The sequence below is a fragment of the Paraburkholderia lebeckiae genome (genome assembly GCF_050436325.1).
Classification (GTDB): Bacteria; Pseudomonadota; Gammaproteobacteria; order Burkholderiales; family Burkholderiaceae; genus Paraburkholderia; species Paraburkholderia tuberum.
In genome coordinates this window covers 1,123,467-1,143,939 of sequence record NZ_JBNDLZ010000002.1, presented here as the reverse complement: position 1 = coordinate 1,143,939, position 20,473 = coordinate 1,123,467, and the positions used below count along the sequence as shown (strand labels likewise).

At 63.5% G+C, this 20,473-nt stretch carries 16 protein-coding genes and 1 pseudogene; 11 read left to right on the top strand and 6 right to left on the bottom strand.

The features are described from left to right. Positions 1-281: 281 nt before the first annotated feature. A complete protein-coding gene (locus tag OKW44_RS08390; RefSeq protein ID WP_018424860.1) occupies positions 282-485 on the top strand; it encodes a hypothetical protein in 204 nt (67 codons plus the stop codon). A gap of 93 nt (positions 486-578) precedes the next feature. After that, positions 579-2,084 carry a type I glutamate--ammonia ligase gene (gene glnA, locus OKW44_RS08385; RefSeq protein WP_018424861.1) on the top strand — a complete coding sequence of 502 codons (1,506 nt, stop codon included), beginning with the start codon at positions 579-581 and terminating at the stop codon, positions 2,082-2,084. A gap of 62 nt (positions 2,085-2,146) precedes the next feature. On the opposite strand, the gene OKW44_RS08380 is transcribed toward glnA, so the two are convergent. Beyond that, on the bottom strand, positions 2,147-3,589 hold the full coding sequence (locus OKW44_RS08380) for an anion permease (RefSeq protein WP_018424862.1): 1,443 nt from the start codon (positions 3,587-3,589) through the stop codon (positions 2,147-2,149). A 103-nt stretch (positions 3,590-3,692) separates the two neighbouring features. Between OKW44_RS08380 and OKW44_RS08375 the strand changes: the two genes are divergently transcribed. The 3 genes from OKW44_RS08375 to OKW44_RS08365 are packed head-to-tail and all read left to right on the top strand — an operon-like array spanning position 3,693 to position 7,261. After that, entirely contained in the window at positions 3,693-4,331 is a 639-nt protein-coding gene (locus OKW44_RS08375) for a 4Fe-4S dicluster domain-containing protein (protein WP_018424863.1), read from the top strand. Between the two features lie 15 nt (positions 4,332-4,346). Beyond that, entirely contained in the window at positions 4,347-5,996 is a 1,650-nt protein-coding gene (locus tag OKW44_RS08370; protein ID WP_026226599.1) for an FAD-binding protein, read from the top strand. 20 nt (positions 5,997-6,016) lie between these two features. Then, a complete protein-coding gene (locus tag OKW44_RS08365; RefSeq protein WP_018424865.1) occupies positions 6,017-7,261 on the top strand; it encodes a complex I 51 kDa subunit family protein in 1,245 nt (414 codons plus the stop codon). 141 nt (positions 7,262-7,402) lie between these two features. On the opposite strand, the gene OKW44_RS08360 is transcribed toward OKW44_RS08365, so the two are convergent. From OKW44_RS08360 to OKW44_RS08350, 3 genes are all read right to left on the bottom strand, one after another. After that, positions 7,403-7,753 carry a hypothetical protein gene (locus tag OKW44_RS08360; protein WP_018424866.1) on the bottom strand — a complete coding sequence of 117 codons (351 nt, stop codon included), beginning with the start codon at positions 7,751-7,753 and terminating at the stop codon, positions 7,403-7,405. Positions 7,754-7,852: 99 nt separating this feature from the next. Further along, complete coding sequence (locus OKW44_RS08355; RefSeq protein WP_018424867.1) at positions 7,853-8,491, bottom strand: LysE family translocator; 639 nt, start codon at positions 8,489-8,491, stop codon at positions 7,853-7,855. A 187-nt stretch (positions 8,492-8,678) separates the two neighbouring features. Beyond that, positions 8,679-9,554, bottom strand: a complete 876-nt coding sequence (locus OKW44_RS08350) for a LysR family transcriptional regulator (protein ID WP_018424868.1) — start codon at positions 9,552-9,554, stop codon at positions 8,679-8,681. Between the two features lie 151 nt (positions 9,555-9,705). On the opposite strand from OKW44_RS08350, the gene OKW44_RS08345 reads away from it, so the two are divergent. The 6 genes from OKW44_RS08345 to OKW44_RS08320 all read left to right on the top strand — a co-directional run bounded on the left by OKW44_RS08345 (position 9,706) and on the right by OKW44_RS08320 (position 18,909). After that, positions 9,706-10,140, top strand: coding sequence for a VOC family protein (locus OKW44_RS08345; protein WP_018424870.1), 435 nt, complete (start codon positions 9,706-9,708; stop codon positions 10,138-10,140). A 411-nt stretch (positions 10,141-10,551) separates the two neighbouring features. Next, a complete protein-coding gene (locus OKW44_RS08340) occupies positions 10,552-13,806 on the top strand; it encodes an efflux RND transporter permease subunit (RefSeq protein WP_018424871.1) in 3,255 nt (1,084 codons plus the stop codon). Positions 13,807-13,828: 22 nt separating this feature from the next. Then, positions 13,829-15,055 (top strand): efflux RND transporter periplasmic adaptor subunit, encoded by a 1,227-nt coding sequence (locus OKW44_RS08335; protein WP_018424872.1) that lies wholly within the window; start codon positions 13,829-13,831, stop codon positions 15,053-15,055. Beyond that, complete coding sequence (locus OKW44_RS08330) at positions 15,055-16,641, top strand: efflux transporter outer membrane subunit (protein WP_018424873.1); 1,587 nt, start codon at positions 15,055-15,057, stop codon at positions 16,639-16,641. The genes OKW44_RS08335 and OKW44_RS08330 overlap by 1 nt, the downstream gene beginning before the upstream one ends. Before the next feature lie 106 nt (positions 16,642-16,747). Then, entirely contained in the window at positions 16,748-17,434 is a 687-nt protein-coding gene (locus OKW44_RS08325) for a heavy metal response regulator transcription factor (RefSeq protein WP_018424874.1), read from the top strand. After that, on the top strand, positions 17,431-18,909 hold the full coding sequence (locus OKW44_RS08320) for a heavy metal sensor histidine kinase (protein WP_018424875.1): 1,479 nt from the start codon (positions 17,431-17,433) through the stop codon (positions 18,907-18,909). The genes OKW44_RS08325 and OKW44_RS08320 overlap by 4 nt, the downstream gene beginning before the upstream one ends. Here the strand turns inward: OKW44_RS08320 and OKW44_RS08315 are convergent. Then, positions 18,876-19,265 (bottom strand): annotated as a pseudogene (locus OKW44_RS08315) (DinB/UmuC family translesion DNA polymerase); the annotation flags it as partial. The gene OKW44_RS08320 and the pseudogene OKW44_RS08315 sit on opposite strands and share 34 nt — an antisense overlap. Then, on the bottom strand, positions 19,266-20,411 hold the full coding sequence (dinB, locus tag OKW44_RS08310; protein ID WP_026226600.1) for a DNA polymerase IV: 1,146 nt from the start codon (positions 20,409-20,411) through the stop codon (positions 19,266-19,268). Between the last annotated feature and the right edge of the window lie 62 nt (positions 20,412-20,473).

The following is a 20,473-nucleotide window of genomic DNA, read 5'->3' as shown; positions in this document are numbered from 1 at the left end:
GGAGGCGGCTCGCCCATTCGACCGCCCGTCCGCGTTACTCGACCGGTGGAACCGCGCCGCCCGACAAGGTCTTGATGGGGGCTTCAGATGATTGCGGGCAAGCCGCTTTCACCGCCGAACCCATCGGCTGTGCTCGGCATCGGAAGCGAGAAAACCGTCACTGGACCGATTCCATTGCCTAAGATCAAGCTACGCGCTCCGTGAGGAAGCACCGCGGCTCGCGAACAGCTTCATGGTCGCGCTCCCCATTTCCCGCGCGACTTTTCCACAAGGAGGTCACGATGAAATCAGAGGACAAGGGCGACGTGCGCGCTTTCGTGCAAACGGCCGAGCAGGGTGGCGAGCATGTCTGGGTGATCACGCTGGTCGACTTCGCGGCCCGTGAGGTCAAACGCTCGCTCGTTTCGGACGAGACGTATGCGACCTCCGCCGCTGCCAGAGATGCCGGCGAGGCTCACTTGAAGGCACTGGAGCAAGACCGCTAGGTCCGCGCACTGCCGCCTTGTTTTCGCGCGTGGACGTACTAACGTTGGACTATAAGTACACGGGCGGTAAAGGGGCGGAAGAGGGCAAAGTTCATGGCCAGTACGCAAGGAACCACCGGATCGCCGTTTGCGGTGTCCGTCGAAGCGGGCAGCTATCGCGTCACGCGACCACAAAGCGCAAGCGATGTGATCGGCCTGCTGCAAGAGCGCGATATTCAGATCGTCGATCTGAAATTCACCGACTTGCCCGGACTCTGGCAGCATTTTTCGATCACGCTTCCCGAAGTTCACGACGACCTGTTTAGCGCCGGCATCGGTTTCGATGGTTCATCGATCCGCGGCTTTCAGGAGATCCACGAGTCCGACATGCTGCTGCGGCCTGACCCGGCAACGGCCTTCGTCGACCCGGCTTGCGGCACTCCGACGCTGTCGATCATTTGCGACGTCGTCGATCCCGTGCTGCGGCAGCCGTATTCGCGCGATCCGCGCTACGTGGCGAAAAAGGCGGAGAACTATCTGCGCCAGACGGGCATCGCGACGACGTGTTATTTCGGGCCAGAGCTCGAATTCTTCATCTTCGACTCCATCCGCTTCGGCCAGGATCAGCACTGCGGCTACTACTACGTCGAGTCGGGCGAGGGCGACTGGACCACCGGTCGCGACGAAGGCGCATACGGCGGTGGCAACCTCGGCTACAAGCAGCGCTACAAGGAGGGCTATTTTCCGGTGCCGCCTCATGACACGCTGCAGGAGATCCGCTCGGAAATCGCGCTGACGCTCCAGCAGGCGGGCGTACAGATCGAAGTGCATCACCACGAAGTTGCGACCGCGGGACAGAACGAGATCGACATGCGCTTTGCGACGCTGACCCGCATGGCCGACAACGTGATGATCTACAAGTACGTCTGCAAGAACGTCGCGCGTCGGCACGGCAAGGTCGCAACCTTCATGCCGAAGCCGCTGTTCGCCGACAATGCGAGCGGCATGCATTGTCATCAGAGCCTGTGGAAAGACGAACAGAACCTCTTTTACGACGCGGGCGGCTGGGCGCTGACTTCGGACATGTGCCGCTGGTACATCGGCGGATTGCTCCAGCACGCACCCGCGCTGATGGCCTTCTGCGCGCCGACGACGAATTCATACAAACGCCTGGTACCCGGATATGAGGCGCCCGTCAATCTGGCGATGTCGCAGCGCAACCGTTCGGCCGCGGCGCGCATTCCGATGTATTCGGATTCGCCCAACGCGCGGCGCGTCGAATTTCGCTGTCCGGACCCGTCGGCCAATGCATATCTTGCTTTCGCCGCGATGCTGATGGCCGGCCTCGACGGCATTGAAAACAAGACCGATCCCGGCGAGCCGCTCGACCGCAACATCTACGATCTGCCGCCCGAAGAAGCGCGCAATATACGGCAGGTGCCGGGATCTCTCGACGCGGCGCTGGCGGCGCTCGAAACCGATAACACGTTCCTGCGCAAAGGCGATGTGTTTACCGACGACGTGATCCAGACCTGGATCGACTACAAGCGCAGCCGCGAGATCGACACCATCAAATTGCGTCCGCATCCATGGGAGTTTTATCTGTACTTCGATATCTAGAAGAACGAGGGAAATCGTCGCGATCTTTCGAAGCAGGGGCCGCGCAAGCGCGGCCTCAAAGCTCAAAGCAGGATCGGCGCGCAAATCAGAAGAAACACAGCGATATAAATGACGCCAAAAATCAGCCCGAGTCTCCAGAAATCCCCCGCGGGCAGATACCCGCTGCCGAAGTACACAGGGCTCGGCCCCGTTCCATACGGTGTCAGGATCCCCATGATCCCCAACGTCAGCGAGAGCATCAGCGCGAACGCCTCCATTGGCATGCCGGGAATCGTCGAGCCCACCGCCAGCATGACCGGCAGCATCGCCGTCGCATGAGCGGTGATGCTCGCGAACATGTAATGCGTGAAGAAAAAGATCAGCACGAGGACGATCGCGGCCGTCGTCGGCGGAAAGCCGGTCATGTGGGTCGATATCGTCGCTGCGAACCATTTGACGAAGCCGGTCCTGCTGAGCCCATCGGCGAGCGCGACGAGCGTCGCGAACCACACGAGGGTATTCCAGGCCTGCTTGTTGGCGAGCATGTCGTCCCAACTCACCACTCGGGTGAACAGCATCAGCGCGATCACCATCAGCGCCGCGGTCGTGGGATTGACGTAGTCGTCCGCAAAGACCCACAGCGCGAGAGCGATCAGCACCAGCACGGCGAGCATGATTTCCCGCCTCGTGAGCGGCCCCATCTCCTTGAGCTGCTGGGCAGCCCAGGCCGGCACCTCGGCGCTATGCTTCACTTGCGGCGGATAAAGCACGTAAGTCAGCAGCGGTATGGCCAGCAGCAGCAAGATGCCCGCGGGCGCGAAGGCCAGAAACCACTGCGTCCATTCGAGGTCGACGTCGACCGTTTTCTTGACGAGTTCCGCGGCGAGCAGATTGGGTGCGAGCGCGGTGAGGAACATCGAGCTCGTCACGCAGGTCGTGGCGATAGCGATCCACATGATGTACGACCCGATGCGCCGCGCCGACGGATCGTTCGGCTTCGAGTCGTAAAGCGGCGGCAAACTGCGAATCACCGGAAAGATCGTCCCACCGCTGCGGGCCGTATTGGAAGGGGTAAATGGCGCGATCACGGCGTCCGCCACCATCACCGCATAACCGAGCGTGAGGGTCCGGCGACCCAGCGCCCGCACGAGCATCAATGCAATGCGCCGGCCGAGCCCGGTTTTCTCGTATCCGAGGGCGAACATGAAGGCACCGAAGATCAGCCACACCGTGCCATTCGAGAAACCTGAAAGCGCCCAGCTGAGCCCCGCGTTCGCGACGTTGAAACCGGGCTTGGCGAGTTGTGCGGGACTGAAGAACACCCACTCGCTGAACACAGCGACGAGCGTCACCGCGATGAGACCGATCGCCGCGCCCGGAATAGGCTCCAGCATCAGCCCGACGATCACGCCCGCGAAAATAGCAAAGTAATACCAGGCGTGCTGCGCGAGACCGGGGGGCGCGGGAATCAGTGCGATCATGATCACCACGATCAGAGGAGCGACGGCCTTCCAGAAAGTTTTCATGCCATGCCCCTTTCTCATAACCGTCCTTGTGCTAAGGTTTATATGACCTTTTCGGCGCGTTCGCCAGTGAAGTGTTCACGGCGTGCAAGGAGAGTGCGAGGCCATGGTTCGCGTGAGTATCGAAGGGCGCGAGATTCAGGCGCCGGGCAATTGCTCGATTCTGCAGGCCATGGGGCACGCGGGGCAGACCCTCGTCGAGGGTGTCGGCTGCATGTCCCAGGGCGTGTGCGGGTCGTGCCGTGTGATGGTGCGACGCAACGGCGAGCAGGAAGTCCACACCGCGCTCGCCTGCGAGACCCTCGTCGAAGAGGGTATGCAGGTCGCATTCCTCGATTACTTCACCGAATCGGAACGTCACCTGTATCGAATGGAAGATATCGGTGACAGTTGGCAGGCGCTCAGCAAGATCGCCGAGATCTTCCCCGAAGCATCGCATTGCCGTCATTGCAACGGTTGCGATCGAGCCTGTCCGAAGGGGCTGGACGTGCAGCGCGGCGTGAACCTGGCGGTGGAAGGCAATCTGGCCGCATCGAGCCAGGTATTCGACGAATGCGTGATGTGCAACCTGTGCACACTCGCATGCCCCGAGCATATCCGGCCCAACCATCTGGGCGTGTTCGTGCGCCGGATGATCGCGTCGCTTTCGCTGCGTCCGGCCAATCTGATGCGACGGCTGCAGCAGATCGAGAGCGGCGAGCTGAAGATCGACTTCGCTGCGCCGGGCGCGCAGCCGCCGCGCTGACCGGGGCGAATCATCATGTCCGCCGGCATACCCCACGAAAACGCGCGCCAGCGCTACCGCCCCGGGATGGCGGCCACGGTCCGCGGCGATGACGTTCCGGTCGATGAATTGCTGAAGGCTTATCACCCCGATCATGGGCCGCATGCGCGCGTCACGCTGAGCGTCGGGGTCAATCGCGGCGAGCCGTGTCAGCCCGATCTCGCGCGGCACCTGCAGGCCAACGCGCTGCTCGATGATGTCGACATCGCCGGCGCGCAGCTGATGACGACCGAGGTGCTGGTAATCGGCGGCGGCGGTGGCGGCTGTGCCGCGGCGCTCACGGCGGCGAAGCAGGGCGCGCGCGTGATCCTCGCCACCAAGCTGCGGCTCGGCGACAGCAATACCGTGATGGCCGAAGGCGGAATCCAGGCGGCCATCGGCGAGGATGACAGCCCGCAACTGCACTTCGAGGACACGCTTCGCGCCGGACACTTCTGCGGCGAACCCGAACTCGTGGCCCAGATGGTGATGGATGGCCCCGACGTGATTCGCTGGCTGATCCAGCTCGGCATGATGTTCGATCTGGAAGAGGACCAGCCGATTGGCGGCAATCTGATGCGCAAGAAGCCCGGAGGCGCATCGGCGGCGCGCATTCTGTCGTATCGGGACTATACCGGCCTCGAAATGATGCGCGTGCTGCGCGAGGCGGTGGACCTCGACCCGGGCATCGAATTGTGGAACCGCTGCCCTGTGGTCGAACTGCTGTCGGACGAGCGCGGCGGCTGCGCCGGAGCGGTGATCTACAACCTCGAATGGCGTACCTTCGTGCTGGTGCGCGCGCGCGCCGTGATCCTCGCCACCGGCGGCGCGGGGCGACTGCACCTGAATTCGTTTCAGACCTCCAACCACTACGGCGCCACCGCCGACGGTCTGGTGCTCGCCTATCGGATCGGCGCGCGCCTGCGTGAACTCGACTCGTTCCAGTACCATCCCACCGGCATCGCCTACCCGCATCATCTGGCGGGCGGTCTGATTTCCGAGGCGGCGCGATCCGCGGGGGCGAGACTCCTGAACGGCGAAGGGGAACGCTTCGTGGACGAACTCAAGCCGCGCGACGTCGTCGCATCGGCGATTCTGCGCGAGTGCGCTCAGGGCCGCGGGATCGAGCGCGACGGCCAGGTCGGCGTATTCCTCGATACGCCGACACTAGAAATCGAGCATCCGGGCATTCTGGCCAAACGCCTCGTCACGCTTCGCCATCTCGCGCACAAATGCGGTATCGACGCGGCGCAGGAGCCGTTCCTCGTTTATCCCACGCTCCACTACCAGAACGGCGGCGTCGCCATCGACAAAGACGGCGCCACCAACGTCCCCGGCCTTTTCTGTGTCGGCGAGGTGACGGGCGGCATCCACGGCCGCAACCGCTTGATGGGTAACGCGCTGCTCGACATTCTGAGCATGGGGCGCCGTGCCGGCGCGAAGGCCGCGCAAACCAGCGAGTGGGTGATGGCGAACCGCGCCGGAATCGGTCACGTGCACGCGTGGCAGAGAGAGCTGACGCTGGCGGGACTGCCGCTTCACGTGAAGTCGCCGCAGCTCTTTCCCGCCTATGCCCATTTCGATCTGCGAGTCGATGCGGGATTGCGCGCGAGTGCACGCGGTCGTGTGATCGGCGGCATCCGGTGAGGCGAACCACGGAGCACGCGATGCAAATGCTGAATCAGTGCTTGATGAGGGACGATTTCCGCGTCGGAGCCGACCTCGATGCGTGGTGCGCGCGCGGCGGCGGCGAGGGACTCGCCAAAGCGCTCGAAGACCCGGGGGCGATCCTCGCCGAGATCGCCCAGGCCGACCTGCGTGGAATGGGAGGCGCTGGCTTCCCCGCACATCGAAAGTGGGCGCCGGTCGCGGCTGCCCCTGACGGCGACAAGTACGTCGTTTGCAATGGCAACGAAGACGAGCCGGGCACCTTCAAGGATCGCTTTCTGCTCGAACACACACCGCATCAGGTGATCGAGGGCGCGCTGATTGCCGCGGTGGCGACGCGGGCCAACCATGTCGTCTTGTACGTGAATCCGCATCAGACGGGGTCTCTCGCCGCGACTCGCGAGGCGGTCAAACAGTGGTCGGGGCACGCGCAATTCGCCGCTATCGAGCGTTGGATTGGTGCGCCGGTGTCGCTTGGCGTCGTGCCTGGCTCGGGGCTGTACATCGGCGGAGAGGAGACGGCGGTGATCGCCAGCGTCGAAGGTGGCTTTCCGTTTCCGCGGCGCAAACCGCCTTTCCCGGCCGAGCAGGGCGTGCACGGCGCACCGACCATCGTCAACAACGTCGAGACGCTGGCCCACGTACCCGGGATTCTGCGCCATGGCGCGCAGTGGTACCGCGACCTCGGGGTGGGGAACGCCGCCGGAACCAAGCTCTATTCGCTTTCCGGCGATGTGCTGCGTCCCGGCCTGTACGAACTGCCGATGGGCACGAGCCTGGAGACGCTGGTGTTCCAGCACGGCGGCGGCATGCTGCAGGGTAAGGAGTTCAAGGCGGTCTTCACGGGCGGCCCATCCAACACGCTGCTGACGAAGCGCGATCTCGACGTTGCTCTGGACTTCGACTCGGTGCGTCAACGCCGTTCGCGTCTGGGGACGGGCGCGATGATCGTGGTGTCGGAAGGCACGAGCATCGTGCGCAAAGTCGCGGACTACGTGAACTTCTTCGCTCAGGGTTCGTGCGGCCAGTGCCCGCCATGCAAGGGCGGAACGTTTCAGATGATGCGGCTTCTCAACCGGCTCGACACGGGCCGCGGTGTGCGTGCCGATCTGGATGCACTGGAGAACTTGTGCCGCCTTCTTCCCGGCAGCGGGCGTTGCGGTTTGATCGACGGCGCGGTCACGGTGGTGGAGAGTTCCATCGACCAGTTCCGCGCGGAATATGAAGCGCTATTGATGGCGTAGGCGGGATGAGGATTGCCGCTCGTGGCGACATTGATGACATTTCGCCCGACATCGGAATTCTGAGTGACAGCGAAGTGCCGACGTTGCTACGTCGCAAGCTCGGTCATGGCGTGAGAGCGATTAACGGCGAGCGTCTCGCGACTAATCGTCCGCGAAAAAATGGCCGATGAAGAAACACCCGGCCGCAAGCGCGGCACCCAGCACCGCGACCGTATAAGCCAGTCTGGAGCCGTGCCACAAGCTATCGAACCATTGATGCAACTGCGCCATCAGCACCGCCGCGTTGCCGCCGATTTGCTGTAGCTCGATCTGATAGCGCGGATCGACCATGTTGTACATCGCGACCGCGCTATCCGGCGGCGGCACGCTCACGTAGATGAACACCGCGGCGATCAGGCCAACGACCAGGATCGCCGCGCCGGTGAAATAGAGCCGCTTTTGTAGCGGCGAGCGTTGGGTGGAGGAAGGTGCTTCGTTATCGTGGCCGTTCATCGTTTCGTGGATGGCTGCGCTAGCAGCCGTCGTTCATGGAGCCGAACCGCCAGTATCGCAGAGCGCGGACCAGAGGCAGCCGGGCGCGCCCAATCCACCCTAACTCTTCGACGTCAACAATTTGACCCCCGCAATTCCGAACGTCACCGCGAGCGAGCCATCGAGCCAGCGCCGGATCGCCGTATAGACGCGGCGTGCGGACGCCGTCGAAAACAGCACCGCGTAGCTGCTGAATACCGTCGCGCCGATCACCATGCAGCCCAGCACGACCGGCGTCACGTGCGCGGCGCCGTGTGCCGGCGACATCGCGAGCGACACGATCGACAGCCACACCAGCACCGCTTTCGGATTCGTGAGATGCAGCAAAAGGCCACGCAGATAGAGTCGCCCGAGCGGTTCGTCGACGCGCGCCGCGCTCGCGGCCGGCTTGGCGGCGCTCCACGCCGAGCGTGCGGACTTGAAGCCGAGCCACAGCAGATACAACCCGCCCGCGATCCGGATCGCGACGAGGCATTGCGAGTAGGTGGCGAGCACCGCCGACAACCCGAGCGACGCGAGCAGCGCCCATGAGAACGAGCCCGACACCACGCCGAGCGCGAACACCAGTGCCGCGCGTCGGCCCGCGCTCATCGCGAGCGACATGATCGCGAGATTGCTCGGCCCAGGGCTCGCGGTGCCGACGAAATAGGCGCTGTAGGCGATCAGGACATCGGCGGTGAGCAGAGGGCTGGCGATCATTGGGAGGAGATGTAAGGGCGGAGCGCGTGTTCGACAATGCAATGCAACGCGCCACACAGCCGGTTGAACGAAGCAACGATTCTGCGCGCCGTCGCGCGCGACTCACAGATACAGTTGCGCGTACGTATGGCAGCACACTCGATTCGAACCCGAAGCGAACTGGCATTGAATGCGGCGTGCAAAGCGCTCAACCGTGCGCCGCGCTCGCAATACACTCCGCCAACGCATCGGCGACTACCGGCCGGCTATGCCGCGGCCGCAGCACGAGCCCGATCTCGCGCTCGAAGCTCGCATCGCCGAGTTCGAGTGCGACGACGCTCGCTGGCCATTTGCCCAGCCCGGCCGTATTCGGGATCAGCGCGACACCCATGCCGCGCGCGACCAGTTGCACGATCGCCTGCAATTCGTCGAGCTCGATCGCATCGCGCACGCCAAGGCGCGCGCGCCGCAGAAAACGGTCGACGAGCCGTCCGCCGAACGACGCGCGGTCGTAGCGGATGAACGGCTCGCTGCGCAGCAGTTCGCGCCACGAGCGGCCGCCGCGCGCAAGCTGTTTCGGCGCGAGCAGCACGAACGGTTCGGCGACGAGCGTGCGCCATTCGAGTTCCGACGGCAGCGCGAACGGCGGTTTGATGATGACGGCCAGATCGAGCTCGCCCGAGTCGACCTGGCCGAGCAGCCCCAGCGACACGCCCGGCACCACGCGAATCCGCCAGCCGGGACGGTCGTCGCGAAAGCGCGCGAGCGCGTCGGCGAGCAGCGACACCTGCGCGGACGCGATCGCGCCGACCCGCAGCATGCCGCTTTCGGCGGCGCCGCCGCTGCGCTCGGAGAGCCGCGCATAGAGCGTCATCATTTCCTCGGCGAGCGCGAGCGTTTCGCGGCCCGCCTCGTTGAGCGTCGCAGAGCGGCCGGTGCGGTCGAACAGCTGAAAGCCGAGTTCCTGTTCGAGCCGCTGCATTTGCGCGCTGACGGCCGATTGCGTGAGCCCGATGCGTGCGCCCGCGCCGGAGAACGTGCCGTACTGGCTGACGGCAATCAAGGTTTTCAACTCGCTGAGCATGATTTATCAATCGATTTTGGTGATGGTCAGCTCAAATATATATCGTTTCTCAACATTTTTATTCATGATTAAACTTTGCTTCGACTGAACCGGTTGCCAGTCGTGCCAGTCGTAATTCATCCTCACACCCACCCCAGCGAGTCTTCCTATCATGAGCGTTGCCGAAACCGCTTTGCCGCCGTTCCACCTGGCGTTTCCTGTTCATAGCCTCGCCGCCGCGCGCGAGTTCTATGGCGAATTGCTCGGCTGCCCGGAAGGGCGCAGTTCGGACGCATGGGTCGATTTCAAGTTCTACGGTCATCAGATCGTCGCGCATCTGGCGCCGGACGAAGTCGGTCACCGTCATACCAGCGCGGTGGATGGCGACGCGGTGCCGGTGCGCCACTTCGGCGCGGTGCTGTCGATGGAGCAATGGCAGGCCGCCGCGGACAAACTGCAGAAGGCCGGCATCGAATTCATCATCGAGCCGCATGTGCGCTTCAAGGGCGAGGTCGGCGAGCAGGCGACAATGTTCTTCCTCGATCCGTCGGGCAATGCGCTCGAGTTCAAGGCGTTCGCCGATATGTCGTCGCTGTTCGCCAAATAAGCGTCGCGGGCGTTGACGCCTAGATACGGATAACTGCAAATGAAGGCCGCTCGACCATTCAGGTCGGCCGGCCATTTTTCGTTGAAGGGGACGGCCGCGCGGAGCAAAATCGCCCCGTCTTGCGAATCGCTCTGAAAGCATGTTTCATATTGTTTCGGCCAAAAAAAACGTGCCGCGTATCAGCAAACGTTTCATTAACTGCGCGTAAATTTATTCAAAAAACGTTTGCTTTGTGCCTAATTGGCCGCTAATTCGGCGAGAGCCCTTCGCCTTCAAAAATGGCGCATTTGCTTTCAACAAGCTTCCTGACGATTTCGCCATTTTCGTGCCATGCAGGCGTTGGTGCCATCGATCTAGCATAAGCGGAGATTCAATCCCTCCCTCCACCCGCATTTTCTCTGGCCCGTTTCAATGTGGATCGTCAACGTAGCGCTTAAGCGGCCATACACGTTCATCGTGATGGCAATTCTGATCGTTCTGGCGACGCCCTTCGTGCTGTTCACCACGCCCGTCGACGTGCTGCCGGATATCAACATTCCGGTCGTCAGCATCATCTGGACGTATACGGGGCTGTCGGCCGAAGACATGGCGACCCGTATCACGTCGGTCAACGAGCGCAGTCTGACCACGACGGTCAACGACATCGAACATATCGAATCGCAATCGCTGCCCGGCATCGCGATCCTGAAGGTGTTTCTGCAGCCGAACGCGAACATCCAGACGGCGATCGCGCAGACGGTCGCCATCGAGCAGGCGCAATTGAAGCAGATGCCGCCGGGCGCCACCGCGCCGCTGGTCATCAGCTACTCGGCTTCCAGTATTCCAGTCATCCAGCTCGGCCTGTCGAGTCCGAAACTCTCGGAGCAGGATCTCAACGACACCGCGCTGAATTTCCTGCGTCCGCAACTCGTGACGATTCCGGGCGCGGCCGTGCCGTATCCGTATGGCGGCAAATCGCGGTTGATCTCGGTCGACCTCGACACGCGCGCGCTGCTGGCCAAGGGCCTGACACCTGCCGACGTGGTCAACGCGTTCAACGCGCAAAACCTGATTCTGCCCACCGGCACGGCCAAGATCGGACCGAAGGAATACACGATCGATATGAACGGGTCGCCGCCGACGTTGGAAGGTCTCAACGACATTCCGGTGCGCACCGTCAACGGCGCGACGACCTATCTGCGTGAAGTCGCGCATGTGCGCGACGGCTTCTCGCCGCAGACCAACATCGTGCGGCAGAACGGTCATCGCGGCGTGCTGATATCGGTGCTGAAGAACGGCAACGCGTCGACGCTGTCGATCGTCGATACGTTGAAAGGCATTTTGCCGGCCGCGCGCGCCGCGCTGCCGCCGGATCTGCAGATCACCGCGCTGTTCGACCAGTCGGTGTTCGTGAAGGCGGCGGTGCAGGGTGTGGTGCGCGAAGCGCTGGTCGCCGCCGCACTAACCGCCGCGATGATCCTGCTGTTCCTTGGCAACTGGCGCAGCACTTGCATCATCGCGATCTCGATTCCGCTGTCCATTCTGTCGTCGCTGATCGTGCTGCACGCGCTCGGGCAGACCATCAACATCATGACGTTGGGCGGGCTCGCGCTGGCGGTCGGGATTCTGGTGGACGACGCGACCGTGACGATCGAGAACATCGAGCGGCACCTGCACATGGGCACGAATCTGCACGATGCGATTCTCGACGGCGCCGGCGAAATCGCAGTCCCGGCGCTCGTCTCGACACTGTGTATCTGTATCGTGTTCGTGCCGATGTTCTTCCTGACCGGCGTCGCGCGCTATCTGTTCGTGCCGCTCGCGGAAGCGGTGGTGTTCGCGATGCTCGCTTCGTACATCCTGTCGCGTACGCTCGTGCCGACGCTCGCGATGCTGCTGATGGGCCACGCGCACAAGCCGAAGGCGGGCACCAAGCCGAATCTGTTCATGCGTCTGTATCACCGCTTCGACGCAGGCTTCGAGCGCATGCGCGCGACTTACATCATGATCCTGAGCAGCCTGCTCGTGCGTCGCAAGATGTTCGGCGCGCTGTTCCTCGGATTCTGCGTGCTGTCGATGGGTCTGTTCTTTGCACTCGGCGAAGACTTCTTTCCGAGCGTCGACGCGGGCGACATCCGTCTGCACATGCGCGCGCCGACCGGCACGCGTATCGAAGAAACCGCGCGGCTGGCCGACGAGGTCGAGAAGGTGATCCGCGAAGTCGTGCCGCCCCCGGAGTTGGGCACGATTCTCGACAACCTCGGGCTGCCGTATAGCGGCATCAACCTGTCGTATAGCAATGCGGGCACGATGGGCACGCTCGACGGCGAGATCCAGATTGCGTTGAACGAAGGCCACAAACCGTCGCAGATCTACATGGACAAGCTGCGCGCGATCCTGCCGCAGCGTTTCCCGGGCGTCGAGTTCTTCTTTCAGCCGGCCGATATCGTCACGCAGATCCTGAACTTCGGCCTGCCTGCCGCGGTGGACGTGCAGATTTCGGGCGCGAATCAGCAGGGCAACCTCGACATCGCGCGCAAGCTGCTGAAGCAGGTGCGGCTGATTCCCGGCACCGTCGACACGCATATCCAGCAGAAGCTCGACGAACCGGTGATCGATCTGCACATGGACCGCACCCGCCTGCAACAACTGAACCTGACCGCGAACGACGTCGCGCAGAACGTGCTCGTTTCGCTATCGGGCAGCTCGCAGACGTCGCCGGGCTTCTGGGTCAACAACAGGAACGGCGTGGAATACAAGGTGGCGGTGCAGACGCCGCAGTACCAGGTGTCTTCGATCGACGAACTGTTGCGCACCCCGGTCTCGGCCACGATGAACGGGCCGACGCAACTGCTCGGCAACCTCGTGCAGATCTCGCCGAAGAGCCAGTTCGCGGAAGTCACGCATTACAACATCCGTCCGGTGATCGATCTGTATGTGAGCGTTGAAAAGCGCGATCTCGGCAGCGTGGCGAATCAGGTCGACAAGATCGTCAACGAGGTGCGCGGCTCGCTGCCACGCGGCAGCACGATCACCGTGCGCGGCCAGGTACAGACGATGCGCAGTTCGTTCCTGGGGCTCGGCATCGGCGTCGCGATGGCGATCGTGCTCGTGTATCTGCTGATCGTCGTGAACTTCCAGTCGTGGGTCGATCCGCTGATCATCGTCAGCGCGTTGCCGGCGGCGCTCGCGGGCATCATGTGGATGCTGTTCCTGACCGGCACCCATCTGAGCGTGCCGGCGCTGACCGGCGCGATCATGACGATGGGCGTCGCGACCGCGAACAGTATTCTGATGGTCGCGTTCGCGCGCCAGCGGCTGTCGGCCGGCGCGCCGCCACTCACGGCCGCGCTCGAAGCCGGCGCGAGCCGGATTCGTCCGGTGCTGATGACCGCGTTCGCGATGATCATCGGCATGATTCCGATGGCGCTCGGCCTCGGCGAGGGCGCCGAGCAGAATGCGCCGCTTGGCCGCGCGGTGATTGGCGGGTTGCTGTTCGCGACCGTATCGACGCTGTTTTTCGTGCCGCTCGTGTTTGCGGGAATTCATTCGTGGCTCGCGGGCCGTCATAAGAACGGCGGCGACGACGACAACGGCGGTGGCGACGATGGCGGCAACGGCGGTGGCAATGGCGGCCATCGTGGCACCCCCGCACCGGAACCCAGCAGTGCGGCGACGCCCGCGTAAAGTTAAACGATGGTTGACTGAGATGACCGAAAAAACTCATGCATCGCTAGCGATCCCCGCGCGGGAAACCGAAGAAGGAGAGCACCTGCTGCCGCCGCGCCATCGCGAATGGAAGCGCGCGAAGATTGCCGTCGTGATCGTGCTCGTGCTGCTCGTGGTAGGCACACTTCGCACCGTGATCGCGAACGTGCTGCAAAACCGCGAAGTCGCGGCGATCGCGCAGCAGAATGCCACGCAGTACGTGAACGTCGTCACGCCGACCCAGACCGAGGGCGGCGGCGACACGCTGCTGCCGGGCACGCTGCGCGGCTATGTCGAGTCGCCGATCTATGCACGCGCGACCGGCTATCTGCTGCACTGGTACGCCGACATCGGCACCCACGTGAAGCAGGGGCAACTGCTCGCCGAGCTGGATACGCCGGAAATCGACCAGGAACTCGCGCAGGCTCTGGCACAACGTCAGCAGATCAATTCGAGCCTCGCGCTCGCGAAGAGCTCGCTGGACCGTTGGCAGCAGTTGCGCCAGCGCGATGCGGTGTCGCAGCAGGAACTCGATGAACGGCAAAGCACCTACACGCAGGATCTCGCGAATCTCGCGGCCGCCGATGCGAACGTCAAGCGTCTGCAGCAACTCGAATCGTTCAAGCGGATCGTCGCGCCGTTTACCGGCGTGGTCACGCAGCGCAACGTCGACGTCGGCGATCTGATCGACGCGGGCAGCGGCACGAGCCGTGCGTTGTTCGCGCTTGCTCAATCGGACCCGTTGCGCGTCTATGTGCAGTTGCCGCAGGCCTACGCGCAGAACGTCGAGGTCGGGCAGAAGGTCGTGGTCACGCAGGCCGAGCTGCCGGGCCAGCAGTTCAACGGCAAGATCACGCATATATCTGGCGCGATCGACGTACCCACGCGCTCCTTGCAGATCGAAGTGACGCTGCCGAATCCCGACGACAAGCTGCGCCCTGGTGCGTACGTGCAGGTCGCGGTGCCGGCCGTCGCGCATGCGCGTCTCACGGTGCCCGGCAACGCGCTGCTGTTTCGCGCGGAAGGTCCGCGCCTCGCGGTCGTCGAGGCAAAGGGCAATGTGAGCCTGCGCAAGGTCGTGATCGCGGTGGACCTCGGACAGCAACTCGAAATCGAAAGCGGTATCTCGCCGGGCGATCACATCATCGTCAACCCGAGCGATTCGATTGCCGATGGCGATCACGTGCAGGTGCAGCCGCTGCAGAAGAACGGCAAGGGGGCGTCGTGATGTTCGTGGCTTCACGCCAGGCGCGTACGCGTGGCACTGTCTTCACCGCGCTGAGCGCTTGCGCCGGCGCGGCGCTGCTCGCCGCGTGCACGGTCGGCCCGGACTATCAGCGGCCGCAGGCCGAGGTGCCGCCCGAATGGCACACCGATTCGTTCTGGCGCGTCGCCGCGCCGTCGCATGCGCCGATCGCGCCGGACTGGTGGACGGGCTTCGCCGACCCGACGCTCGCGACGCTCGAAACCCAGGCACTCGCGCAGAACCAGACGCTCGCCGCGGCGAGCGCGCACTACGAGCAGGCGAAGGCGACGCTCGCGAACATCAGCGCGCAGCGCGTGCCGGAAGTCGATTTCAATGCACAGGCCTCGCGCTTCCGTATTTCGCACGACCGGCCGCTGACCAACTACGCGACGCCGACCGAATCGACGGTGCAGAACACCATCCAGCTCGGGCCGACGATCAGCTATGACACCGATCTGTTCGGCCGCATCCGTCGTCAGGTCGAGGGCGCGCAGGCGTCGGCCGAACAGTCGGCGGACGATCTGGCGAACGCGCGCCTCGTGCTGACGACCGACCTCGCCACCGACTACTTCTCGCTGCGTGAGCTCGACAACGAGATCGACGTGCTGAACCAGTCGGTGAAGCTGCAGCAGAAGGCGCTCGACTACGTGAACACCGAGCACGATCTCGGCTCGGTATCGGGCCTCGACGTGCTGCAGCAGAAATCGCAGCTCGATTCGACGCGCGTGCAGGCGCAGCTGCTGCTCAATCAGCGCGCGCAGTTCGAGCATGCGATCGCCGCGCTGGTCGGCGTGCCCGCACCGCAGTTCGCGATCGAGCCGAAGGTGCTCGACATCAAGCCGCCGACCGTACCGCTCGGCGTGCCGAGCGACGTGCTGCAAAGGCGTCCCGACGTCGCCTCGGCGGAACGTGCGATGGCGGCGGCCAACGCGCAGATCGGCGTGGCCAAGGCGGCGTTCTTCCCGAGCCTCACGCTGACGCCGGGCATCGGCTGGGAGAGCACCGAGTTCGCCAATCTGCTGAGCGCGCCGACGCTGATGTGGACGCTCGGCGCGACGGTCGGTCAAGTGATCTTCGACGGCGGCCGGCGCGCGGCCAACGTCCAGTACGCGAGCGCGGGCTACAAGGCGACCGAGGCGAATTATCGGCAGACCGTGCTGAGCGCGTTCCAGCAGGTACAGGACGGCATCACAGGACTGTCGGTGCTCGACGGCGCGGCGAAGCAGTCTCGCGAGGCGGTCGAGGACGCGCAGCGGCTGCTGTCGCTCGCGAACGATCGCTATTCGGGCGGCCTCGTCGCCTATCTGAACGTGATCGACGCGCAGGAGTCGCTGCTGACGAGCGAGCGCACGGACGTGCAGATTCACGGCCAGCAGTTGACGCTGTCGGTGGCGCTCGTGAAGGCGCTCGGCGGCGGCTGGGATGGCGGCGCGCAAGGTGGCGCAATGGCCCGCAACGAGGCTAACCGTACGAACGCGACAGCGAACCTCGCCAGTGCTACGGCATCGCCGCAGCAAGCGCCAGCCGGCGGCGCGCAGCAGAAGGCGATGCCGGCTCCTGCACACTGAATGGCCCCGGCCGAGCTTTCATGCCGAGGGAGTGGGATCGGCGCGAGGCATCAGGGGCGTTTCCTATAATGCAAAATTGACCGCCACAAGTGGCATGGGGACGCGGATGAAATTGCTGATCGTTGAAGACGAGCACAAGGTGGTGGACTACCTGCGCTCCGGTTTGACAGAGCAGGGCTGGGTCGTCGACGTCGCGCTCGACGGCGAGGAAGGCATGCATCTGGCCACCGAATTCGATTACGACGTGATCGTCCTCGACGTGATGCTGCCTAAGCGCGACGGCTTCAGCGTGCTGAAGGCGCTGCGCATGCGCAAGTCGACGCCGGTCATCATGCTGACCGCGCGCGATCACGTGAACGACCGCGTGCGCGGCCTGCGCGAAGGCGCGGACGACTACCTGACCAAGCCGTTCTCATTCCTCGAACTGGTCGAGCGTCTGCATGCGCTCGCGCGCCGCACGCGTTCGCAGGAGTCCACATTGATTTCCGTCGGCGATCTGTTCGTCGATCTGATCGGCCGCCGCGCGACGCGCGACGGCGTACGCCTCGACCTGACCGCCAAAGAGTTTCAACTGCTCAGCGTGCTCGCGCGCCGTCAGGGCGACATTCTGTCGAAGACCGCGATCACCGAACTCGTGTGGGACGTCAACTTCGACAGCCACACGAACGTCGTCGAAACCGCGATCAAGCGGCTGCGCGCGAAGCTCGACGGCCCGTTCCCGTCGAAGCTGCTGCACACGGTGCGCGGCATGGGCTACGTGCTCGAAGTGCGCGAAGAGGCCGAGACATCATGAACCGTTCGATTGCCCGCCGTCTCGCGTCGATGTTCGCGCTGGTCGCGCTGTTCGTGTTTACGCTCGTCGGCACGGGGCTCTTTCTGGTGCTGCGCACGCAGCTCGAACATCATCTGCGCGAGTCGCTCGACGATCGCACGCAGATCGCGCGCATCATGGTCAATCACGCGGTGACGCCCGAAAAATGGCGGATGTGCCGCGAAAAACTCACCGACATGACGCCGCACGACGGCAGCACCGTGTACTCGGTGACGAGCGCGGACCCGAGCTATCACTTCGGCACGCCGGTGCAGGGCGCCGTCACGAAGAGCTGGCCGGGCGGCTATGCGCGCATCGCGCCGGCGGGCGGCGGCCCCGACATGCTGACCTCGACGGTGACCTTGCCCGCCAACGCCGGGCGGCCGCCGGTGCAGTTGCAGGTCGCGTCGAGCTATTCACCGAACCTGCGCACGATGCGCGTGTTCGGCTCGGCGCTCGCGGCGCTGTCCGCGCTCGGCAGTCTCGCGGTGCTGCTGCTCAGCTACTCGGTCACGCGCATCGGTCTCGCACCGCTCACGCGTCTGACGCGCGACGCATCGGCGGTCAGCCCGAACAACCGCTCGCAGCGGCTCAATACGGCGTCGCTGCCGCTCGAACTGAACGACCTCGCGAATTCGTTCAACGGCGCGCTCGAACGGCTCGACGGCGCCTACGGCCGGCTCGAATCGTTCAACGCGGACGTCGCGCATGAACTGCGCACGCCGGTCACGATACTGATCGGACAGACCGAGGTCGCGCTGACCCGCAACCGCTCGGTCGACGATCTGCGCCACACGCTGCAATCGAATCTCGAAGAATTCGAGCGGATGCGCACGATCATCAACGACATGCTGTTCCTCGCGCGCGCCGATCAGGGCGAACGCGCGACGGGGCTCGTCGAGGTGTCGCTCGCGGCGGAACTCGCGCATACGCTCGAGTTTCTGGAGATTCCGCTCGAAGAGGCGCGCGTGCATGCGCAGTTGCACGGCGATGCGTTCGCGCGCGTGAACCGGTCGCTATTCGGCCGCGCGTGCACGAACCTGCTGATGAACGCGATCCAGCATTGCGAGCCGGGCGCGTCGATCAGCGTGACGATCGCGCGCGGGAAAGGACCGATGCGCGACCAGGTGCGCGTCGCCGTGGCAAATCCTGGCGAGCCGATCGCGCCGGACGTCCTCGAACATCTGTTCCACCGTTTCTATCGCGCGGAAGTCTCGCGCACCAATAGCCGCGAAAACCACGGGCTCGGGCTCGCGATCGTGAAGGCGATCGCGGAGATGCATCGCGGCACCGTGTCGGCGCACAGCGCGAACGGCGTCAACACGTTCTCGTTTTCGGTGGCGGCGTCGGCGCTGTCCACGTCGGGCGACGTGCCGGCCATGCGTGCGAACGCGAATGCGACCGGCGTCGCCGCCGATAGCGCCTATTCGTCGCTCGCGAAAGGCAAGTCGGCCTGAACCGGCAGGCGCGGCTTCAGCGCCTGTTCGCTGGCCGACGTCAGCGTGCTGATGCGCACGCCAATAGCCGCAGCTTGCGGTTCCGACTCCACGCGTCACAAACATTCGGTCGCCGCGCGGCGGATTTCGGTCGCGTCGGCGGTCGGCTCGTGGAGCGTCAGGTCGCGCGTGACGGTGCGGAAATCGTCGTAGCGCAGCTTGATGCGGATCGTGCGGCCCACGTGGCCCTTGCGCACGAGATCGTCGGCGACACGCACGCACAGCTTCGTAAACGCGCTCGATAACGCCGGCCGGTCGTGGCGCGGGTGCAGATCGCGCTCGAACGTGGTCTCGCGGCCGATCGACTTCGGCTCCGACTAAAAATCCAGCGTGAACTGAGACGACTCATTGCCGGTTGATTCCCCAGCGGGTTGGAGATTGCCAGCCTTGACTCCCAACAGTCTGATGGGTTTAACAAGATCAATTCTTTTCAAACACTCCGTCGCCGCGCGGCGCAACGCTTTCGCATCAGCAATTGGTTCAGGGAGCGTTACATCGCGCGTAACTGTCTTGAAGTCATTGAAGCGCAGTTTGATCCCGATTTTCCGAGCCAGATAGCCCTTTCTCTGTAGATCGAGCGCCACCTGTTCGCAAAGACGGGTAAAGGCGGCGCCGAGTTCCTGTCGGTGCCGTACGACGTGCAGATCGCGCTCAAACGTCGTCTCGCGACTCATCGAGATTGGCTCGCTGTACGTCACGACAGGCCTATCATCAAGACCGTGAGAGACTTTGCGAAGCCACGCCCCATAGCTTCGTCCAAAGTGCTCCACGAGCCAGGTTTCGTCACACGCGGCGATCTCGCCAATGGTTGCTATTCCCAACGATGCAAGCTTGGCGCTGGCCTTAGGTCCAATGCCGTTGATCTTGTTCGCGGCCATCGGCCAAATTTTGGATTCGATGTCCTCAAACCTGAGGATCGTAATCCCATCTGGCTTTTGTATATCGGAGCACAGCTTTGCAAGCAGCTTGTTCGGCGCGATTCCGACTGAGCATGTCAGACTAGTTGCTTCGAACACCGCCGACTTCAACTTGCGCGCGATTTCTTCTGAATTGCCATTCGTGAGCGAAACATCGGCGTAGACCTCGTCGATTCCAACGTCTTCTATGCACGGGCTAATTGATCGCACTGCGTCCTTGAACAGTCGCGAGTAAGTTCTGTAGAGGTCAAAGTTCACGGGCAGGAGAATGGCGTCCGGCGCTAACCGGGCGGCCTTCATCGCGGGCATTCCGGAATGAACTCCGAGTGCGCGAGCTTCGTATGTCGCGGTCGTAAGGACGCCTCTGCCCACGTAGTCGCGCAACCGGGAGAATTCGCGTGTGCCATCCGAATTTGTTCGCGGCGCATCCGAGCGACGACCAGCAACCACCATGGCTTCGCCTCGTAGCTCGGGGTACTGCGACAGTTCACAAGACGCGAAGAATGCGTCCATGTCGATATGGGCTATGCGCCGATCATCTGGCATGCCTAAGACTCAAAAATAGCGATTAATGCTTCGCCCAACCGAAACGACTGTCCTCAACGGCC

Bases quoted from the DNA above. Each gene is read 5' to 3' on its own strand.
- OKW44_RS08360 (WP_018424866.1), bottom strand. From the start codon at position 7,753: ATGAACGGCCACGATAACGAAGCACCTTCCTCCACCCAACGCTCGCCG.
- OKW44_RS08320 (WP_018424875.1), top strand. From the start codon at position 17,431: ATGAACCGTTCGATTGCCCGCCGTCTCGCGTCGATGTTCGCGCTGGTC.
- OKW44_RS08350 (WP_018424868.1), bottom strand. From the start codon at position 9,554: ATGCTCAGCGAGTTGAAAACCTTGATTGCCGTCAGCCAGTACGGCACG.
- OKW44_RS08340 (WP_018424871.1), top strand. From the start codon at position 10,552: ATGTGGATCGTCAACGTAGCGCTTAAGCGGCCATACACGTTCATCGTG.
- dinB (WP_026226600.1), bottom strand. From the start codon at position 20,411: ATGCCAGATGATCGGCGCATAGCCCATATCGACATGGACGCATTCTTC.
- OKW44_RS08355 (WP_018424867.1), bottom strand. From the start codon at position 8,491: ATGATCGCCAGCCCTCTGCTCACCGCCGATGTCCTGATCGCCTACAGC.
- OKW44_RS08375 (WP_018424863.1), top strand. From the start codon at position 3,693: ATGGTTCGCGTGAGTATCGAAGGGCGCGAGATTCAGGCGCCGGGCAAT.
- glnA (WP_018424861.1), top strand. From the start codon at position 579: ATGGCCAGTACGCAAGGAACCACCGGATCGCCGTTTGCGGTGTCCGTC.
- OKW44_RS08365 (WP_018424865.1), top strand. From the start codon at position 6,017: ATGCAAATGCTGAATCAGTGCTTGATGAGGGACGATTTCCGCGTCGGA.
- OKW44_RS08370 (WP_026226599.1), top strand. From the start codon at position 4,347: ATGTCCGCCGGCATACCCCACGAAAACGCGCGCCAGCGCTACCGCCCC.
- OKW44_RS08380 (WP_018424862.1), bottom strand. From the start codon at position 3,589: ATGAAAACTTTCTGGAAGGCCGTCGCTCCTCTGATCGTGGTGATCATG.
- OKW44_RS08325 (WP_018424874.1), top strand. From the start codon at position 16,748: ATGAAATTGCTGATCGTTGAAGACGAGCACAAGGTGGTGGACTACCTG.
- OKW44_RS08335 (WP_018424872.1), top strand. From the start codon at position 13,829: ATGACCGAAAAAACTCATGCATCGCTAGCGATCCCCGCGCGGGAAACC.
- OKW44_RS08390 (WP_018424860.1), top strand. From the start codon at position 282: ATGAAATCAGAGGACAAGGGCGACGTGCGCGCTTTCGTGCAAACGGCC.
- OKW44_RS08345 (WP_018424870.1), top strand. From the start codon at position 9,706: ATGAGCGTTGCCGAAACCGCTTTGCCGCCGTTCCACCTGGCGTTTCCT.
- OKW44_RS08330 (WP_018424873.1), top strand. From the start codon at position 15,055: ATGTTCGTGGCTTCACGCCAGGCGCGTACGCGTGGCACTGTCTTCACC.